Genomic DNA, 18,442 nt, shown 5'->3' on the forward strand with positions numbered 1-18,442 from the left:
ATAATAACCTATTATCTCATGCTTTTATTTATATAAAGTATCTTAGATTTTTATCTGACGATCAATTTGTTGATTCAAAGATATAAATGTTTCAGTTCTGGAGACGCCTTCTATAGCCTGAATCTCTTTATTCAGTACAGTCATTAGGTGTTCATTATCTTTACACAATATCTTAAGAAATATTGACCAATTTCCTGTGGTGTAATGACATTCGATTACTTCGGGGATATCTTTTAATTGTCGTACCGCTTTTGGATTGCTAACTGCTTTATCGAGAAACACCCCGACGAAGGCCATAGTTTTGTATCCTAAGACTTTTGGATCAATAATAAACTTGGAACCCGCGATTAAGCCCGAGGCTTCCAGTTTTTTAAGACGTTGATGAATGGCAGCACCAGAAATACCTATTTTTCGTGCGATTTCTAATATGGGTTTTCGCGCATCGCTCATCAGGTTCCTGAGAATCTCTTTATCAATTCCGTCAATCTTAATAATTCCATCTTGAGATTTCATAGCCAACTGTTACAAGTATCTAGTAAATGTAAGGTATCAGATTTCAATTTGAAACAAATTTTAAGAAAAACAGAAACAAATTGCTCAAGTTTATATGGCATTAAAACCAATACTCTCCATATACCAATTTAAGTTCCCTTTGCACTAATAGACTTTATAACTTGCTTCCTTTTTGTATGGAATCTAAGTTGAATGTGAGTCAGTAATGAAAGTTTTTCCAGAGCCAAAACAGGATTAACCAAACTAGCACGGTATATCAACGTTTTTTTTAATCTATCCTGTTAAAAATAACTCTAAGGATCTAGCCAATTACAACATCTGGGTTATAGCCCAAATAGTCTCTTTCTTTTTCTTTGAAAACAATTCCATAAGATTCCAGTTCCTCCAGGATGGGTCCGTAAACTTCTTTTTGTATAGGTATTTGTACTCCGGGAGTAGTTATTTCATGATTTAAAATTTTCAAGGTGGCCATCGCCACAGGCAGGCCAACGGTTTTTGCCATAGCAGTATAGGTTTGATCCTCTCCAATACTAACCATGGTAGCATCAATTTGCCTACGTTCACCATCAAGTTCATATCCAAACTTGTGATACATGACAATCATGTCCTTATCCCCTTTGTCAAGACTCCATCGATCCATTAAAATTTTCTGCAAAATTTGTGCGGGAGTAGCATTCGGGATTCCGACTTTTTTATCCGGATTGAAAATATCAAGGTCTAATAATTTGTCCCACATTAAGTCATCCTGATCTATTTTTAAGTAATGACGTAATTTAAGTTCGACTGAATCTGTGGGAGAGTAGGCTAAAAAGGAATTTATGAAATCTCGGTAGCTCATGTGTTCAGAGTTGGCTAAAGTGTAATCATCAGCTGTCATCCCTAATTGCACAAAAATGTTCCATGCTTTGGAAAAACCTACTCGACGCATGGTTCCGCGATACAAAGTTAGAACATCGTTTAGGCCATAGACCTCTTTGTAGGCAAGAGAATTACGATTAGCATACGCCTCAAAACGACCGTATCCATCGATCTCGAGAAATTCAGTTCGTCTAAAAAGTTTGTGATACGGGATGTATTTATAAGTGCCCTCTTGTAAAAATTCGGCCGCACTGCCTTGTCCTGCCACTACGACATTTCTCGGATTCCACGTAAATTTATAATTCCACAAATTCGTATCGCTTTCTGGCGCCACTAAACCTCCTGTAAATGATTCAAACAGTATAACCTTACCACCTTTATCTCTGATTTCATCAATAACTTTCATCGCGCTCATATGATCGATGCCGGGATCAACACCAATTTCATTCATAAAAATCAGACCTTTATCCTTCGCTTTTTGATCTAAGGCTCTCATTTCTTCACTTACGTAAGAAGCTGTGACCATGGACTTGCCCAGCTGAAGAGAATCTTTGGCAACTTCTATATGAAGTCTGGCGGGAAGCATAGATACAACAATATCTGCTTTTTGGATGGCATCTCTGCGAGAGGAAGGGTTAAATATATCCAAAGTGATAGCACGCGTGTTTTCATGATTTTTAACCAATTTATGCGCATTTGCAATAGAAATGTCTCCAATGGTGATATGAAGTTTTTCAGAAACTGATTTATCTTGTAGGTATTTTATTAAAACGGCAGTAGATTTACCTGCTCCTATGACTAATATTTTACGCATGAATGTATGTTTGAAATCCTGAATACGAATGTAATGAATATGATAAAAATTATGAGATTTAACTTAAGAATTAACGCGGTTTCAAGGATAAATATGCGAACTTTTTAAATCAACAGACAGTTTATAATCAGATTAATTATTTGAACGAATGAAAACAAAGATTTTGATTACAGGAGCGATGTTAGGAGTTTTAGCAGTGATCTTAGGAGCATTTGCAGCACATGGTTTAGAGCAATTTGTTTCGGCCAAAGAAGTAGCCTCTTTTCGAACGGGGGTTACTTATCAGATGTATCATGCTTTATTATGTCTTTTTTTGGGCATTTTCGGTGAAATAGGAAGTGCTTGGCAAAGAAGAATTTTTAACTTTTTGTTAAGTGGAATAATTCTATTTTCCGGTTCTATCTACCTGTTAGTAGTTGATGTTATTTTTGGTGTAAATCTCTCAGCTATTGGTTTTATTACTCCTTTGGGAGGCTTGCTTCTTATTATTTCCTGGATTTTGCTGGTAATTTCGTTATTTAAGATTAGGCAAAATTTTAACGGATAGTGCGAGAAATATTTCTAATTTTGTACCCACATAACAAACACAACAAATTTTTATGGAATCACTGTATCCAACTACGAAAACGTTTTCGTTAAAGAATTACGGTATTAACAATGCCAAAATGCGCTACCAATTATCACCAGAACAATTGGAGAAGGAAGTGTTGGAAAAAGGTCAAGGAAAACTAACTAAGTCTGGCGCGCTCGCCATCAATACGGGAGAATTTACAGGGCGCTCTCCAATGGATCGTTTCATTGTAAAAGATCGGATCACCGAAGATAAGGTGTGGTGGGGAAATATTAACATTCCTTTTGAGCAAGATGCATTTGACAAATTATATGATAAAGTTACCTCGTATCTATCTGACAAGGAAGTTTTCGTTCGCGATAGCTATGCCTGTGCAGATCCAGAATATAGATTGAATATTAGGGTGATAAATGAGTATCCATGGTCAAATATGTTTGCATATAATATGTTTTTGAGACCGGAGGAAGATGAATTAGCATCTTTTGATCCAGATTGGATTATTGTAAATGCTCCTGGTTTTATGGCAGATCCTGCCGTGGATGGTACACGTCAGCATAATTTTGCAATTCTTAATTTTTCAAAGAAGATTGCTTTGATTGGCGGGACAGGATACACCGGTGAGATTAAAAAAGGTATTTTTTCAGCATTGAACTTTATACTACCTGTGGAGCGTAATTGCTTGCCAATGCACTGTTCTGCAAATGAGGGAGCCGACGGCAATACGTCTCTTTTCTTTGGATTGTCCGGAACCGGTAAAACTACCTTATCCACTGATCCTGATCGTCAACTTATTGGAGATGATGAGCATGCATGGACTGAAGAAAACACGGTTTTTAATTTTGAAGGTGGTTGCTACGCTAAAGTAATTGACTTATCGGCAGAGAACGAACCTGAAATCTACGGAGCTATTAAGAAGGGTGCCTTGCTTGAAAACGTGATTATTAAAGATAATGGCGAGGTGGATTATGCCGATACCAGTATCACACAAAATACCAGAGTAAGTTACCCAATACATCATATTGAAAATATTAAAGTGCCTAGCCGTGGTAAAACGGTTACTAATATATTCTTCCTAACTGCTGATGCGTTTGGAGTACTGCCTCCTATCTCTAAGTTAACAAAGGAACAAGCGTCGTACCATTTCATTAGCGGGTATACGGCAAAAGTTGCCGGAACAGAAGCAGGTATCAATGAGCCTAAGCCCAGTTTTTCTGCTTGTTTTGGTGCTCCTTTTATGCCGCTACATCCAAAAGAGTATGGTGACATGCTTATGGAAAAGATTGAAAAAACCGGAGCTAACGTTTGGTTAGTAAACACGGGTTGGACAGGTGGTTCTTATGGTACGGGAAGTCGTATGAAGTTGAAATATACACGTGCAATGATTAATGCTGCTTTAAATGGAGAGCTTGCAGACGCTACGTTTACAAAGGATCCTTATTTTGATTTGGCTGTACCGGAAGAATGTCCTAATGTGCCTTCAGAAATTCTTAACCCTCGTAATACGTGGACGGATAAAGAAAAATACGATCAAAAAGCACAAGAGTTATTGAATTCCTTTAAGGAGAATTTTAAGAAATTTGAATAGTTCTTGGTAAAACTATAAAAATGAAAAGGGATCGATTTTAAATCGATCCCTTTTTTTTGTAAACGCGATATAACGTTTTATTTCTTGTTGGCCAGCTTAATATATTTCTGCAAGGCCATTGTCATTGAAGGGGTTTCGGGGGTGGGTGCTTGAATATTCACGACTAAACCATGTTCTTCAGCAGCTTGAACGGTAGAATTTCCAAAAACAGCAATTCTCGTGTTGTTTTGCTTAAAATCAGGAAAATTTTCAAAAAGTGACTTGATACCCGATGGGCTAAAAAACACTAAAATGTCGTAAAAAACTTCTCGTAAATTTGATAAGTCACTTACAACGGTCTTGTAAAATACGGCTTGTTTCCATTCAATCTTTAAGCTGTCCAATGTTTCAGGAATTTCAGGCTTCAATTGATCAGAAGATGGTAGCAAAAACTTCTCACCTTTATACTTTTTTATTAAAGGAGATAACTCTTGGAAAGTGCGTTTACCTACATAGATTTTTCGTTTGCGGTATACTACGTATTTTTGCAAATAGTAAGCAACCGCTTCACTTTGGCAGAAATACTTAAGGCTATCAGGAACTTTAAATCGCATTTCTTCGGCAATTCTAAAAAAATGATCTACCGAGTTACGACTGGTTAAAATTATCGCAGTATACTTTGATAAATCTACCTTTTGCTGTCTTACTTCCTTTGCATCAACTCCTTCTACGTGAATAAACGGTATAAAATCAATTTTTACCTTTTCTTTGTCTTCCAACTCAAAATAAGGTGAATTTTCTACTTTAGGCTCTGGTTGTGAGACCAAAATCGTTTTCACTTTCATATATAGTTATTTTGTAACGTTCCGCCTTACTTTATAAATAGCTTATACAGTATAAAATAAGGTGCGAATTCAAGTGCGCAAAGATACAAAATAAAATAAAACAAGTGATTCAAAATAAGGTTTTCATTCTTTTTGTAAAATGAAATCAATATGATCAATTGTGATAACAGAAGCAAAACTCCGATTACATACGCGGAATTGGTGCTTGGTGCTACAGTATAAAAGAACAAGAAGAGTAAAGGAAACAAAAGTACAGCAAAGAAATTGCGATACGATAGCTTGTAAAAAATGTAACTATTTATCAATGAGTCTATATGAAAAACAATTCCGATAATTTTTTCTATCAGAATCTTGGCGAGGAATAAAGTGGAATAAATAGCAAAAATTTGTAAGAACTGAAGTATTGGTTCTTCATTAATCTGCCATTCGAATGTGTAAAAAATTAAATGAATCAGTAAAGAAAACACAATGCACTGCATGCAGGTAAGAGTGATTGTAAAAGCAGTTGACAAATTGGTGTGTTTTTGATGCGTCAAAATGTACTTATTGGTATTAAATAACATAATGAAACTTGAAAAGTTATAACTGTTGAGCATTCTGGCTACAGCTAGAAGGCATAAGCTTAAAAACAACAAAATGGTAACCCAATCATTCGATAATATTTCCCTTGGAAGACTTTGCATAGGTAGTGAATCGGGTTAAAAATAGTATTTATAGATAACATGTGAAAATATTGAATACAAAAATAATTTGAGGGCTGATAAAAGTATAAATTCATAGATATACTATGGTAAAACCATTCAAGATCTTGTGATTATTTGGTTATATTTGCGTGAAAAATAGCTTTGATGGTTGATGCCTTGGTAATTATACCAACCTTTAACGAAATTGAAAATATTGAACGGATTATACGTAATGTGTTTTCTCTACAGCGCAAGTTTCATATATTAATCGTAGATGATAATTCACCCGATGGGACTGCTGCTTTGGTTCGCGAATTGCAAACGGAGTTCACAGACCAGTTGTTTATTGAGGTTCGCGAAGGTAAACTAGGGTTAGGTACAGCGTATATTTTGGGTTTTGAGTGGGCACTGGCTCGTGATTACCAATATATTTTTGAGATGGATGCTGATTTTTCTCATAATCCCAACGATCTGATTCGCCTATATAATGCTTGTGCAAAGGGTTCTTCGAGTATGGTTATTGGATCTCGCTATGTTACCGGAGTAAATGTTGTTAACTGGCCAATGAGTAGAGTGCTCTTATCCTGGTTAGCCTCAAAATACGTTCGGCTAATTACCGGGATGAATATTCATGATACAACAGCAGGTTTTATTTGTTATCGAAGAGAAGTTTTAGAACATATCAATTTGAATAAAATACAGTTTGTCGGGTATGCTTTTCAAATCGAGATGAAGTTTAAGGCACACCTGTTACACTATAAAATCAAAGAGATTCCGGTCATATTTACGGATCGAACAAAAGGAATTTCAAAAATGAGTAAAGGAATTATTTCTGAAGCAATTTTTGGCGTTTTAACAATGAAAATTAAAAGTTTATTTAACCGTTACGAAATATAATCATGAGCAGCGTACTAATAAAAAATGTAAATATCGTCAACGAGGGAGAGATTGTTAATAGTGATGTGTATATTGAAGACGGAATATTCAAAGAAATAGCAGCTAACATTAGTGCAAAGTCGCCGGATGTTCAAGTGTTTGATGGCGAGAATAAATATCTCTTACCAGGAGTGATTGATGATCAGGTTCATTTTAGGGAACCCGGGTTAACACACAAAGCAACTATTGAAACCGAGTCAAGAGCTGCAGTCGCTGGAGGCATAACTTCTTTTATAGAGATGCCCAACACCAATCCGCAAACAACTACGATAGAAAAGCTGGAAGAAAAATTTGAGATAGCGGCTAAATCCAGTTACGCAAACTATTCATTTATGTTTGGAGGCACGAATGATAACTTAGAAGAAATTAAAAAGTTAGACGCCTCAAAAGTTGCTGCTTTAAAATTATTCTTGGGATCTTCTACAGGTAATATGTTAGTTGATAACCCTGAAGTTTTAGAAAAAATATTTGCTTCAACCAATTTGCTAATTGCTGTACATTGTGAAGATGAAGACACTATTAAGAAAAACACCGCTATTTACAAAGAACGTTACGGGGAAGACATTCCAATAAATTTTCATCCCATAATACGAAGTGAAGAGGCCTGTTACCTCTCTTCATCAAAGGCGGTAGCTTTGGCAAAAAAAACAGGGGCACGTTTGCATGTTTTTCATTTGTCAACAGCTAAAGAGCTCGAACTTTTTGATAATACAATTCCGTTAAAAGAAAAGAAAATAACTGCAGAAGTGTGTATACATCACTTATGGTTCTCTGACAAGGATTATCATGATAAGGGAACGTTTATTAAATGGAATCCCGCAGTCAAAGGAGAAAAAGACAGGGATGCCTTGTTTCAGGCATTGTTGGATGATAAACTGGATGTAATTGCTACTGACCATGCACCACATACCAGAGAGGAAAAGGAAAATGTGTACACCAAAGCCCCTTCAGGAGGGCCCTTAGTGCAACATGCACTTCCTGCTATGCTTGAGTTTTATCATGAGGGGAAAATTGAACTCGAAAAAATTGTTGAAAAAATGTGTCATAACCCTGCTATCTTATTTGAAATAGAAAAACGAGGGTATATTAAAGAGGGGTATTTTGCTGATGCAGTATTGGTCGATCTTAATGCACCCTGGACAGTGAATAATGAAAACATAGCGTATAAATGTGGGTGGTCTCCATTTGAAGGCACTACGTTTAAATCACGAATTACACATACATTTGTCAATGGAAGTCTAGTGTATAAAAACTTCAAGTTTTACGATATAAAAAATGCAGCGCGTTTAACATTTAATCGTCCAGCTTAGAGATTATCTAACATAAATTGCACCTTTATGGGTACTACCGGTATACTAAATAAGTTATTAGCAACCCTATTTATTTTAATGATAATAGGATGTGACAGTGTCGAAAAGGTTGAAAAACCCGAGGTGTTACTTGAGGAAGATCAGATGGTTGAGATTTTAACAGATATAGCGTTTATCAAAGCGGCCAAGTCTTCTCATCGTAACATTTTGAATGAGAATAATGTTGATCCTGAAGCTTTAATCTTCAATAAATATTCAATAGACAGTGCTGTATTTGCTCAAAATAATGCATGGTATCTTAGTAAAATTAAAGTTTATAAAGATATTTTCACCAGAGTTAAAGCGAATATTGACAGTGCAAAATCCAACTACGAGATTTTGAAGAAAAAAGAAGATTCTATTCAAAAAATAACAGACTCTATTCAGGAAATTAAACAAAGGGATTCCCTTGATAACAGAAATGATAAATTGAGAGGTTCTGAGCTAGACAGAATTCAAAAAAGAGAAAAAAGAACTACTTCTTTGAAAAAGCTTTAGCCGTTTCTTCAACTGCTTTCTCAATTGGAGTGAATTCAAGATTTAAGGTTTCTTTTATTTTTTTGTTTTCATACATGGATGCAGAAAAAGCACTTTGAACAGAGGACTTGTATATAGTAGGGGAAATCCCGAACAGCCTGTATAACAACCATTGAATGTTTGCTGCAACTTTCATAAAAAACGGGGTGACTCTTTTAGTTGGTGGTTCTACTTTCAGGCTTACGGCTATCAGAGTAAATATTTGTTTAAAACTCATATTCTCAGCTACAAGGATATAACGTTCATTAGCATGTCTACTTTCCATAAGCTCAATCATAGCTTTGGTTACATCCTGTATAGCGACATAGCCTGTGATGCCTGGAGTATGATATTTTAGTCCCTTGTAAATCCTTTTAAAAAGAAATCCACTACCGGAATTAAAAAATCCCGGACCAATGATTACACCCGGATTGATAATTATTGCCTGTAGACCCTCTTGTGTTCCCCGCCAGACCTCCATCTCACCACCATATTTTGTAATGGCATAAATTGAGTGTTTTGATTCAGGATTCCATTCTGATGTTTCATCAATTTTGAATTGATTTTTAGGTTCTCCCAAAGCTGCAATTGAACTTACATAGCAGATTTTCTTGACTCCGCTGATAATAGATAAATTGACAATATTAGCAGTGCCCTCAATATTTACTTTGCGTAATTGTTTATCCATTGCCGGGTTGAAACTTATAATAGCGGCACAATGATAAACTTCATTAATATTTTTAAAAGCAGGCGTTAATGCCGGAATATCATTGATTGAAGCTTGATGCCATTCAATTTTATTAAAGAATTGATCAGAGGTTGCTCCAAAAACGGAAGCAAAGATTTGTTGGACATGGTGTTTTTTTTGTTCTGATCGATACAGTGCACGAATCGATTTATTGTTTTGCACCAGTTTGATTAATAAATGTGTGCCAACTAACCCGGTGGCTCCTGTAACTAATACCATAGTAAACTTTAAGTATAGACTAAGGTAAGTATAATTGGGATTTATCCCGTATTGATGGTAGAATATTCTTCAGATTTTTATCTTTGTTGATTGTATTTTAAAATTCTACTAATGACTAAAAATTTTATTGAAGAAATCACTTGGAGAGGCATGCTGCATGACGTAATGCCGGGAACCGAAGAACATTTGCTTGAAGGTATGAGAGGTGCTTATGTGGGGATTGATCCTACGGCTGATTCTCTTCATATAGGTCATTTAGTGAGCGTCATGTTGTTACGACACTTCCAATTAGCCGGTCATAAACCCTTTGCTTTGGTTGGAGGAGCGACAGGTATGATCGGAGATCCTTCAGGTAAGTCTGCTGAGCGGAACCTGTTGGATGAAAAAACGTTGAGACATAATCAACAAGCGTTGAAGGAGCAATTGTCCCGTTTTTTGGATTTTGAAAGTGATTCTGAAAATGCTGCCGTGCTCGTCAATAACTATGACTGGATGAAGGATTTTTCTTTTTTAGATTTTATCAGGGATGTCGGTAAACATATTACGGTAAATTATATGATGGCCAAGGATTCGGTAAAAAAGCGTCTATCGTCAGAAGCTGCCGAAGGGATGTCTTTTACTGAGTTCACCTATCAACTGGTACAGGGGTACGATTTTTTACACCTATATAGATCTCATGATTGCACACTGCAAATGGGAGGAAGTGATCAATGGGGAAATATTACCACCGGAACAGAATTAATACGTCGTATCGGTTCGGGTAAAGGCTATGCTTTGACGTGTCCTTTGATCACCAAAGCCGATGGTACAAAATTTGGAAAAACCGAAGGCGGCAACATTTGGTTGGATGCTAATAGAACCTCACCTTACAAATTTTACCAATATTGGCTAAATACCAGTGATGAAGATGCTGAAAAATATATTAAAATCTTTACATTTTTAACTAAAGATGTGATCGAAACCTTGGTACGTGAACATAAAGAAGCACCACATCAAAGAGCTTTACAGAAAAAATTATCAGAAGAGATTACAATAATGGTACATTCTCAGGAGGATTTAGATAATGCAATAAAAGCATCTGCTATTCTCTTTGGAAAATCTTCATCTCAGGACTTAAAACAATTAAATGCTGCCACTTTTTTGGATGTTTTTGAAGGGGTACCACAGGCAGAAATTTCTTCAACAGAGATAACTGCTGGGATAGATATAATTGCAGCCTTGGCAGAGAAAACCGGATTTTTGAAATCTAACGGAGAAGCGCGCCGTGCATTAAAAGAAAATTCAATTGCTGTGAATAGGGAGAAAGTATCAGATTCTTACACCATCTCAACTGATGACTTGATCAATGATCAGTTTATATTATTGCAAAGAGGTAAGAAAAATTATTTCATTATCCGCGTGATATAAAAAAAGCCTACCTGTTTTTACACGCGGTAGGCTTTGCTAACTAACCAATCAATTATTGAAAAAACTTAACTATTTCTTTCTTTTCAGTATCACTACTTAACTATTTATTTTTGTAATACTTCCCATTTACGGTTAGCGCTTTCCAGAAGTATTGCTGTGTTTCCTCGTTGCCATTTCTTAAGGGTATTAACGCCCCATGAATTGTAAAAAAGATAAAGCTTACCATCACGTATTTCAAAAGTTTTGGGATCAACATCCACTTTGTCAGACTTAACTCCTATCGCATACGCGCAGTAGCCACCAAACTGAGGAATGTATTGTTCAGGATTTGCTTCAAATGTTTTCTTATTTGCGCCGGTTGTAAAAAGATATAACGCTCCCTCGTAAGAGGCTTCAATAGTTTTTTCACCCTTTATGGCTTTTCCATTAAAATATTCAATAACGTCATAACCTTGTGCGGCATATTCTTTATTTAGATTAACATCTGCTTTCTGGGCATTTGTTCCAAGTATAAAAAAGAAAACAAGTACAATAACAGACGTAATCCTCATATAAAGTGATTTATTATACTAGACGGATATATTAGAGAAACCTTACATGAATTATAAGAAATTCTAAAAAATCCCTGTTATTGATTAATAATACTGGGCAGGATACTAGTGAGCAGATATTTCTAATCAAAGGGATATTTAAAGGACCATAAGATTACAGCCCCTTATATCGCTATGATCAAAACGGCCTAAAATTTCAAAACTGTTATTAGGATATAGTTTTCCTAAATCCTGAGTGGCAATAAATGAGCAGGAGTGTAAGTTCGCAAGATCAATTACATTGATACCGCCGCTTTTACCTACATTTAATAAGGTCAATGCGTCTTCAGGGTCACGAGTTGATATTCGCATCCAGGGAGGACAATTAAAAAGGCCATCACCCAGAGAGTAAGCTTGTGATAATAATTCGGTCATTCCATATTCACTATGAATTTTTTCTACGCCAAATCCTTTTTTTAAAGTATCATGAAGTTCTTCTCTAATCAGTTCCTTACGTTTACCTTTCATTCCGCCGGTTTCCATGATGATAGTAGTGTCACCCAAATTGAAAGTTTGTTTTTCGACCAAATCCAATAGAGCAAAGGAGACGCCGATGAGCAATACTTTCTTATGGGCCTTTTGTAACGCTACAAGTTTTTTAATTAATGCGTCAAGATTGTGTAGATAGAATCCGCTGTCTGGATCTTCGCTTTGTGTAATAAAATGTTGCGCCATATATACCAAAGAGGACCCACTACGCTCGAGATAAGAGGGCAATAAAGCTAAAACGGTATACTCCTTTATAGCTCCATAAAAATAATTAAATCCTTTAGTAAAACTTCGTTCATAAAGGGATACATCTCTGACATGATGTTTACTTACAACCGATCCGGTAGTACCACTGCTGCTAAAAACTTGTTGTGTGAGAACCTCTGGTTTGATGACGGTATGAGATTTAAAAAAAGCAATCGGAAGAAACGGAATGTCATTGAGAGCCGTTACAGATGACTTTGCAACACCCAGCAGATTACAAAATCTTTGATATACAGGGATATGGGTATATTGATAATCGAAAACACGAAGTGCTACCTTGTCAAAGTCTACTTGATTTTGAATTGAAAATATATCTTCGCTGAGCATAGGGTACCTATTGTAAAGTAAGTGCAAAGGTATAAAAGTGTAAGGGTAAAAGCGAACGGAATTATTGGGAATCGTTAGGAGAAACGTGTCCTATTCTCCAACAAACCTAAAACGTGCTAAAAATATTACAAAAAAAGATTAAAGCTAGCGAATAACTAATTTTCGGGTTGCGGTCTTTTTTTCTTCTTTTATCTGAATTATATATACTCCGGAATTTAGTGATGATATATCTAATTCTCTACCAATAAGCACTTTGAACAATACTTTTGCACCAAGTACGTTATATATGGTAACCGTCTTGGTCAAGGCTCTGTCAGAACTGATATTAAGGATATTGCCGGTTGCCGGATTAGGATAAATGCGTAAACCATCAATTACCTGAGCGGCTCTGGCCTCTGCAATGGCACTATCTGATTGCGCTTTACCACCATAGGTAAAAGACAAGGAGATTATGAGCATTAAAAGTATTAAGGAGTAGATTTTTTTCATATTATCACTGCTTTTGGGGGTTTAAAGATACAAATAAATCCATACATCGAACTATACTTATTGTATTGGCATCGTTAAAATAATGTAAAAATTTAATCAATATCGATTTGAGATAGTGGGATTTGGCGATTTTAGAGAAAGAAAAAAAGCCTTGTAATTATTAAAACTACAAGGCTTTTACGCTTTTATCGCTAGGTTCTTACGCCTATAATGTTGGGTTCAAAATTTTATTTACTGTAGTAAAATTATAATTAGTGAACGCAAATTTTGATATATCCGCACCTGTCGTAGATGCATCAATATTGACAGTTGCATTTACTTCATTTTTTACGTCAGTTTCATCAATATTTATACCTCTTACGGTTATAGTAGCTGCAGCATCAGCATTACCTTTAGAATCGCTAAGATCAATAAAATCACCGGCCTTTGAACTGTTGTCAGTTCCCAAAGCGACAATAGCATTTGTTATGGTCACTTTACTACCTCTTCTCACTTTAATCATGTCAGACATTTCGATAGTACCCAAAGCATCATTGACAATAGTGATATTGTTGATAGTAGGGTTGGATAAAGGAGTTGCAGCATTATTATCTTCGTTACTATCACCTTCGATACCTCTTGGGTCCTTAGTTACTGCAGTGAAATCTTTTTCTCTGATCAGAATTGCATTATTAACCGTTCCTGTCCATCCAAAAGTCCAGTCTAACATGTCATCTTTTGCATTTACAACCATAACATTCGTTACATTCACAGTTCCGCCAAAAAACTCTACTCCATCATCATCACCATTTTTTACTGCGATATTATTAACAGTAGTTCCTGATCCTACGCCAAAGAAAGAGAATCCATTAAATTCTTGTTCTCCGTCTATTCGTGCTCCTGTATATTCAGCAATAACATAAGATAACGTTCCCGAATTATCATCAGCAACTGTTCCGCCATATTTCAAGCCTGCAACTTCTGTTTGCGCATCTGCCCCTACATTCGATGGTGCCTTACCGGCAATTACAATACCACCCCAGTCACCAGACCTTGGGTTTGACGCAGAAGAAGTAAAAGTGATCGGTGCACTTGCTGTTCCTATCGCTTCAATTTTAGCTCCTCGCTCTATAGCTACAAAAACATCAGAACCTCCAGCAGTTGCTTTAATGGTAGTTCCGGCTTCTATTTCTAAGGTTGTTCCTTCTTTTATTCTTAGTGGACCCGTTAACGTATATGCTGTCCCTGCTACTAGTTTTATAGTACCGGTTACATCACCTTTTAGATCTGAAGGTTTAAAGTCTTCATCATCTGTCGAAGTGATTATTCCATCACCACTAGCTCCTCCGTCTGGATTTCCCCCTCCATTCGGATTTAAGGCAACATCATCATCACTTGAGCATCCTGTAAAAACTAACGCTGCTAATGTTAAAGCTGTTAAAACTACTTTTTTCATCGTTTTTTTAAATTTTGTTGATTTAATTTCTTGGGTCAAATAAAATGATTTATTCACAAGAAGTCTTTACTAGAACTTTAACGCTTCGTTAATTGCATCTTACCAGTGTTACCTGTGTGTTAATGAAAGAAAAGCTCAATCAAATTGCTGATTGAGCTTTTCTTTTTCATAGCTACAGCGCGTTAGAATTTGTATGATAATCCTAATGAAAAGTTCATACCTTTCTCAAAACTTGTCACGGTAATTTCTTCACCTGTTATGGTCTCTTTGGTAAGTTTGTAAGTTGGATTTAATAAATTCTTAGCACCAAATTTAAGCGTAGTTTTTTCTCCTATTTCGGTTTTGAAAATGAAATCTAGCGTTGGGATGGCTGATTCTATTGTATTTTGATTTCCCTGAACGCCAAGACTAAATATTCGATCACTGAAATAGTTGAAAACCAAGGATGAGGTAGTATTTAATTTTTTCCCTTTCGTATTGAAAGTAATATCGGTATTTACTAAAAAAGGAGATGCGCCTTCCAAACCATCTGAAGCATTGGTAAAACTAAGTGATTCTTTCAAATCTTGTTCGGTCTCCAAAAATGAGGCATTCAATCCAAACGAAATGTCATTTTCTCCATCAGTACCTTCAAAGGTATATAGTTTTTTTCTTACCTCTAATTCAATACCATAAACTTCTGCTTTTTCTCCTGTATTATCAAAGGTTAAGTTACCTACGGTATCTTCGTATCTATTGATTGGGTTTTTGATGTGTTTATAGAATCCTGTTATTGTCAAAAGTTCGCCAGAACTAAAGTACCGTTCCCATTTAATATCCATGTTATAGTTATCTGCAGGAATCATGTTGGGATTACCAATATCATCAAAATCAACTCCTTCATACTTGAACGGTGCTAGTTCTTTGAATTGTGGTAATGTATAGGTCTTACTCGCTGCCAGACGAACAATATTTTTGTCGTTGACAGAATATTTTAAGTTAAGGCTAGGCAGTAAATAATTTTCATCAATTGTACCTAATCCACGATTACTGGGATCATCACTGGAACTAATATTTGTATCCCAGATAATGGATTGATCTACCTTTTCTGCACGCAACCCTATGTTAGCAACAAATGAAGGAGAGATGTTATAGAAGACATCAATGTATCCTGCGTGAATTTCTTTATTACCATTATAGGTATATGGAGCGAAGTCGGATATAGCATTACTACGACCTCTATTGGTTCTAAATTCGAATTCACCATTACGTATAGCCCCTTGCGTTAAAATGGCATCAATATTATCTGGATCAATATCTGTCCTTTGATTTACGGCTAGTGGAACGAAACCAAAAGTTATATTTTCAAAATCTCTATCAGTATTGCGATAGTCGTATCCTAATTTGATATCGCCAAAATTGCGCTCGGCATCTTCGAAGTTTCCAAATTTGTAGTTTACACTAAATTTACCTGCGTATTCATCTTCTTTTAAATCCCCATAAAATCGTTGTGTATTTGCCTGACCATTTGGATCAAAAAGATATATTTCTGTATCCGGATCAAACGTGTAGGAGTCAATTCTTCTGTCAGGTTCATCTCCTCTAACAATATTGTATGACGCTCCTAAATCAAAATAAAAACGCTCATTCAAATTGATTTCAGACAAAAGCTGATTCACATATAATTTATTAGAGTTTTGTTGTTGACGTCTAATATAGATAAGCTCGTTATCGCCTTGTTCATCACCTGAAACTCCAAACTGTTCTGAGACTATTTGTGAATTATTATGGGTCACTAAGCCATTATATTCGATGGTATTATTTAGTTCACCAAACGTATAGCCTAAGTTGCCCATTAAAATTTGCTTGACATTGTAGTTATAAGACTCATTTCTTACATCCTTCGAAAATTTTGTTTTTTCTGTAGTAATTCTAAAGATGTCTCCATCTCTATATGAATAATCATTATCGAATGATGCTAAGAAATAGGTGCTAAGCTTATTATCCTTAATTCTAAAAGTATTACCATACGATAAACTGATACTACTATTTGTTTGCAAGTCTTGTGATCGTGGTTTAAAGGAGGTGTCAAAATTATAAACTTCAAAGTTTTCAGTAGGAATAGTATTATCTATGTTAGTTCCCAGTCGTGTTGCACCATCAACGGTTAAGAAGTTTTCTTTGTTATAAGTAACGGTGTTGATTCCGGTTGAAACATCAATTTTAAACTCTTCTTTACCTGTGTGCTCTTTTGAAGCAATGTTTATAGTAGCTCCTGCTACATCGCCGTACATAGAAGAACCAAAGGTTTTATTAACTCCGACATTTTGTATCACATCAGAGCTAAAAAAATCGAGTGAAATATTCTTATATAAAGGATCTTCTGACGGTAACGGTAAACCATTCAAGGTGGTAGCATTAAGACGATCTCCAAGTCCTCTAACAAAAACATTCTTTACACCTTCTGATTTTGTGATTCCGGCTATTTTAGTCACGGCACCCTCGGCATCACTAACTCCCTTACGTGCTAGCTCCTGAGCTCCGATTTTTTGTTCAATTTTTACGGCATTTTTTTGTTCAAGAATTAGAGCCTCTTCACGCTCCTTATTTGTTTGAACCTTAATTACTACTTCATCCAGTGCTGCTGCAGTAGCTCCCAGTGAAGCGTCCATCACTGTTACCTTATCCTTTTCGACTTGAATATTAGGTAATGTGACAGTTTCATAACCTGTAAAGCTTACTTCGAGCGTGTGAATTCCCACTGGAACATTCTCGATGGTATACAAACCATCAAAATCTGAAGCTGTTCCCATAGAAGTTCCTTTGATGATAACATTTGCGAATGGTAAAGGTTGGTCGCCAGCTTCTTTATCAAGAAGTGTTCCTGAGATTGACCCCTTGTCCTGTGCCGAAATACTGCTTGCGAATATTACTAGTAGTACAATAATTAAATTCCTCATTTTTTTGTCTCTCTAATTTTGCTGCAAAGAAACTGTAAGAAGAATGAAGTGATATTAAGAGTATATTATCTATCTGTAATTATAAAGTTAGCAGTTAAGGGCGTTTTTTGAGTCGAAAACAACTATATAGCTTAGTTCAAAAATCTGAAAATAAGGTAATTAAACTTGTAAGAGCCAAGATTGTATTATGTTAAGGAATTGTAATTCACTAGGTGAGAAAGAGCTAGTATTACTATAATATTAACCTCAGGTTTAGTATGAGAATTTGTACTCTTTCAAAAATAAGAAAAGCTACCATTAAATGATAGCTTTGTAATTTCAATAGTTCAGAAATTATTAGTTTCTACTTACAATATTTTGTTTGGATCCCCAGTTGATCACTGAAGCAATTTGATTTTTTGAATAGTCGACCTCTGATAAATTATCATTGTTCCAGAAAAACCACTTTCCGGATTTTACACCTTGGTCATAATTACCAATTGCGGTTTTTTTTCCTTCACGGTTATAGGAAATCCATTTACCATGTAATTTACCATTTTTGTAGAAACCAAACTGACTTACCTCTCCATTTTCATAATAAAACGTTCCTTTAATCAGATCACCTTCCTTCTCAAATGTAGGTTTTATGTCTTGCGCAAATAATGTAGTCGTTAGCAATAAAGCGATTATAGCTGTTATATAGTTTTTCATAGTATATGTTTTTAGTGTTTATGAGGTCTTGTTCGTATTAGTTATATAAAGATAGAGATAAATTTACATTCAAACAACGTTTACGTAACATTAAGTTAACATTGAAACGATAAAGAGCTAATTTTCAGTAAATTAAATTTGGATTTATATCTTTTTAGTTTGTCAAGTTGTTCTTCTATTTTTGCTTTTCTAATTA

The 18,442-nt window shown here is 35.6% G+C and carries 17 protein-coding genes; 6 read left to right on the forward strand and 11 right to left on the reverse strand.

Annotation, left to right across the window (positions count from 1 at the left end; translation table 11 throughout):
* Positions 1–42: 42 nt before the first annotated feature.
* On the reverse strand, positions 43–513 hold the full coding sequence (locus BD809_RS01505) for an Lrp/AsnC ligand binding domain-containing protein (protein WP_148781180.1): 471 nt from the start codon (positions 511–513) through the stop codon (positions 43–45).
* Between the two features lie 301 nt (positions 514–814).
* A complete protein-coding gene (locus BD809_RS01510; protein ID WP_394348843.1) occupies positions 815–2,209 on the reverse strand; it encodes a saccharopine dehydrogenase family protein in 1,395 nt (464 codons plus the stop codon).
* A gap of 124 nt (positions 2,210–2,333) precedes the next feature.
* On the opposite strand from BD809_RS01510, the gene BD809_RS01515 reads away from it, so the two are divergent.
* On the forward strand, positions 2,334–2,732 hold the full coding sequence (locus BD809_RS01515; protein ID WP_148781182.1) for a DUF423 domain-containing protein: 399 nt from the start codon (positions 2,334–2,336) through the stop codon (positions 2,730–2,732).
* A gap of 52 nt (positions 2,733–2,784) precedes the next feature.
* Complete coding sequence (pckA, locus tag BD809_RS01520; RefSeq protein WP_148781183.1) at positions 2,785–4,341, forward strand: phosphoenolpyruvate carboxykinase (ATP); 1,557 nt, start codon at positions 2,785–2,787, stop codon at positions 4,339–4,341.
* Between the two features lie 77 nt (positions 4,342–4,418).
* Here pckA and BD809_RS01525 read toward each other — a convergent pair whose 3' ends face one another.
* Both BD809_RS01525 and BD809_RS16015 read right to left on the reverse strand, forming a co-directional pair.
* Positions 4,419–5,165, reverse strand: a complete 747-nt coding sequence (locus tag BD809_RS01525; RefSeq protein ID WP_148781184.1) for a uroporphyrinogen-III synthase — start codon at positions 5,163–5,165, stop codon at positions 4,419–4,421.
* A gap of 26 nt (positions 5,166–5,191) precedes the next feature.
* Positions 5,192–5,848 (reverse strand): DUF4271 domain-containing protein, encoded by a 657-nt coding sequence (locus tag BD809_RS16015; RefSeq protein ID WP_148781185.1) that lies wholly within the window; start codon positions 5,846–5,848, stop codon positions 5,192–5,194.
* 165 nt (positions 5,849–6,013) lie between these two features.
* On the opposite strand from BD809_RS16015, the gene BD809_RS01535 reads away from it, so the two are divergent.
* Genes BD809_RS01535 through BD809_RS01545 form a run of 3 tightly spaced genes read left to right on the forward strand, consistent with a single transcriptional unit; the run spans position 6,014 to position 8,631 of the window.
* Complete coding sequence (locus tag BD809_RS01535) at positions 6,014–6,745, forward strand: polyprenol monophosphomannose synthase (protein WP_148781186.1); 732 nt, start codon at positions 6,014–6,016, stop codon at positions 6,743–6,745.
* 2 nt (positions 6,746–6,747) lie between these two features.
* Positions 6,748–8,094: a dihydroorotase gene (locus BD809_RS01540; protein ID WP_148781187.1), complete on the forward strand. Its 1,347-nt coding sequence runs from the start codon at positions 6,748–6,750 to the stop codon at positions 8,092–8,094.
* 27 nt (positions 8,095–8,121) lie between these two features.
* Positions 8,122–8,631 (forward strand): DUF4296 domain-containing protein, encoded by a 510-nt coding sequence (locus BD809_RS01545; protein WP_148781188.1) that lies wholly within the window; start codon positions 8,122–8,124, stop codon positions 8,629–8,631.
* Here the strand turns inward: BD809_RS01545 and BD809_RS01550 are convergent.
* Positions 8,609–9,616: an NAD-dependent epimerase/dehydratase family protein gene (locus BD809_RS01550; RefSeq protein WP_148781189.1), complete on the reverse strand. Its 1,008-nt coding sequence runs from the start codon at positions 9,614–9,616 to the stop codon at positions 8,609–8,611. The two genes, BD809_RS01545 and BD809_RS01550, sit on opposite strands and share 23 nt — an antisense overlap.
* 111 nt (positions 9,617–9,727) lie before the next feature.
* On the opposite strand from BD809_RS01550, the gene tyrS reads away from it, so the two are divergent.
* The gene (gene tyrS, locus BD809_RS01555) at positions 9,728–11,023 is read left to right on the forward strand and encodes a tyrosine--tRNA ligase (protein WP_148781190.1); all 1,296 of its coding nucleotides are present in this window, start codon (positions 9,728–9,730) and stop codon (positions 11,021–11,023) included.
* 104 nt (positions 11,024–11,127) lie between these two features.
* Here the strand turns inward: tyrS and BD809_RS01560 are convergent, their stop codons facing one another.
* The 6 genes from BD809_RS01560 to BD809_RS01585 form a co-directional block, all read right to left on the reverse strand.
* Positions 11,128–11,574 (reverse strand): YHS domain-containing (seleno)protein, encoded by a 447-nt coding sequence (locus BD809_RS01560; protein WP_148781191.1) that lies wholly within the window; start codon positions 11,572–11,574, stop codon positions 11,128–11,130.
* Between the two features lie 138 nt (positions 11,575–11,712).
* Positions 11,713–12,693 carry a LuxE/PaaK family acyltransferase gene (locus tag BD809_RS01565; protein WP_148781192.1) on the reverse strand — a complete coding sequence of 327 codons (981 nt, stop codon included), beginning with the start codon at positions 12,691–12,693 and terminating at the stop codon, positions 11,713–11,715.
* 144 nt (positions 12,694–12,837) lie between these two features.
* The gene (locus tag BD809_RS01570; protein ID WP_148781193.1) at positions 12,838–13,182 is read right to left on the reverse strand and encodes a T9SS type A sorting domain-containing protein; all 345 of its coding nucleotides are present in this window, start codon (positions 13,180–13,182) and stop codon (positions 12,838–12,840) included.
* A 205-nt stretch (positions 13,183–13,387) separates the two neighbouring features.
* Positions 13,388–14,617, reverse strand: coding sequence for a hypothetical protein (locus BD809_RS01575; RefSeq protein ID WP_148781194.1), 1,230 nt, complete (start codon positions 14,615–14,617; stop codon positions 13,388–13,390).
* A gap of 182 nt (positions 14,618–14,799) precedes the next feature.
* Positions 14,800–17,556 (reverse strand): TonB-dependent receptor, encoded by a 2,757-nt coding sequence (locus tag BD809_RS01580; RefSeq protein ID WP_148781195.1) that lies wholly within the window; start codon positions 17,554–17,556, stop codon positions 14,800–14,802.
* A gap of 336 nt (positions 17,557–17,892) precedes the next feature.
* A complete protein-coding gene (locus tag BD809_RS01585; RefSeq protein WP_148781196.1) occupies positions 17,893–18,246 on the reverse strand; it encodes a toxin-antitoxin system YwqK family antitoxin in 354 nt (117 codons plus the stop codon).
* Positions 18,247–18,442: the final 196 nt, after the last annotated feature.

The organism is Aquimarina intermedia, assembly GCF_008124785.1.
GTDB classification, from domain to species: domain Bacteria; phylum Bacteroidota; class Bacteroidia; order Flavobacteriales; family Flavobacteriaceae; genus Aquimarina; species Aquimarina intermedia.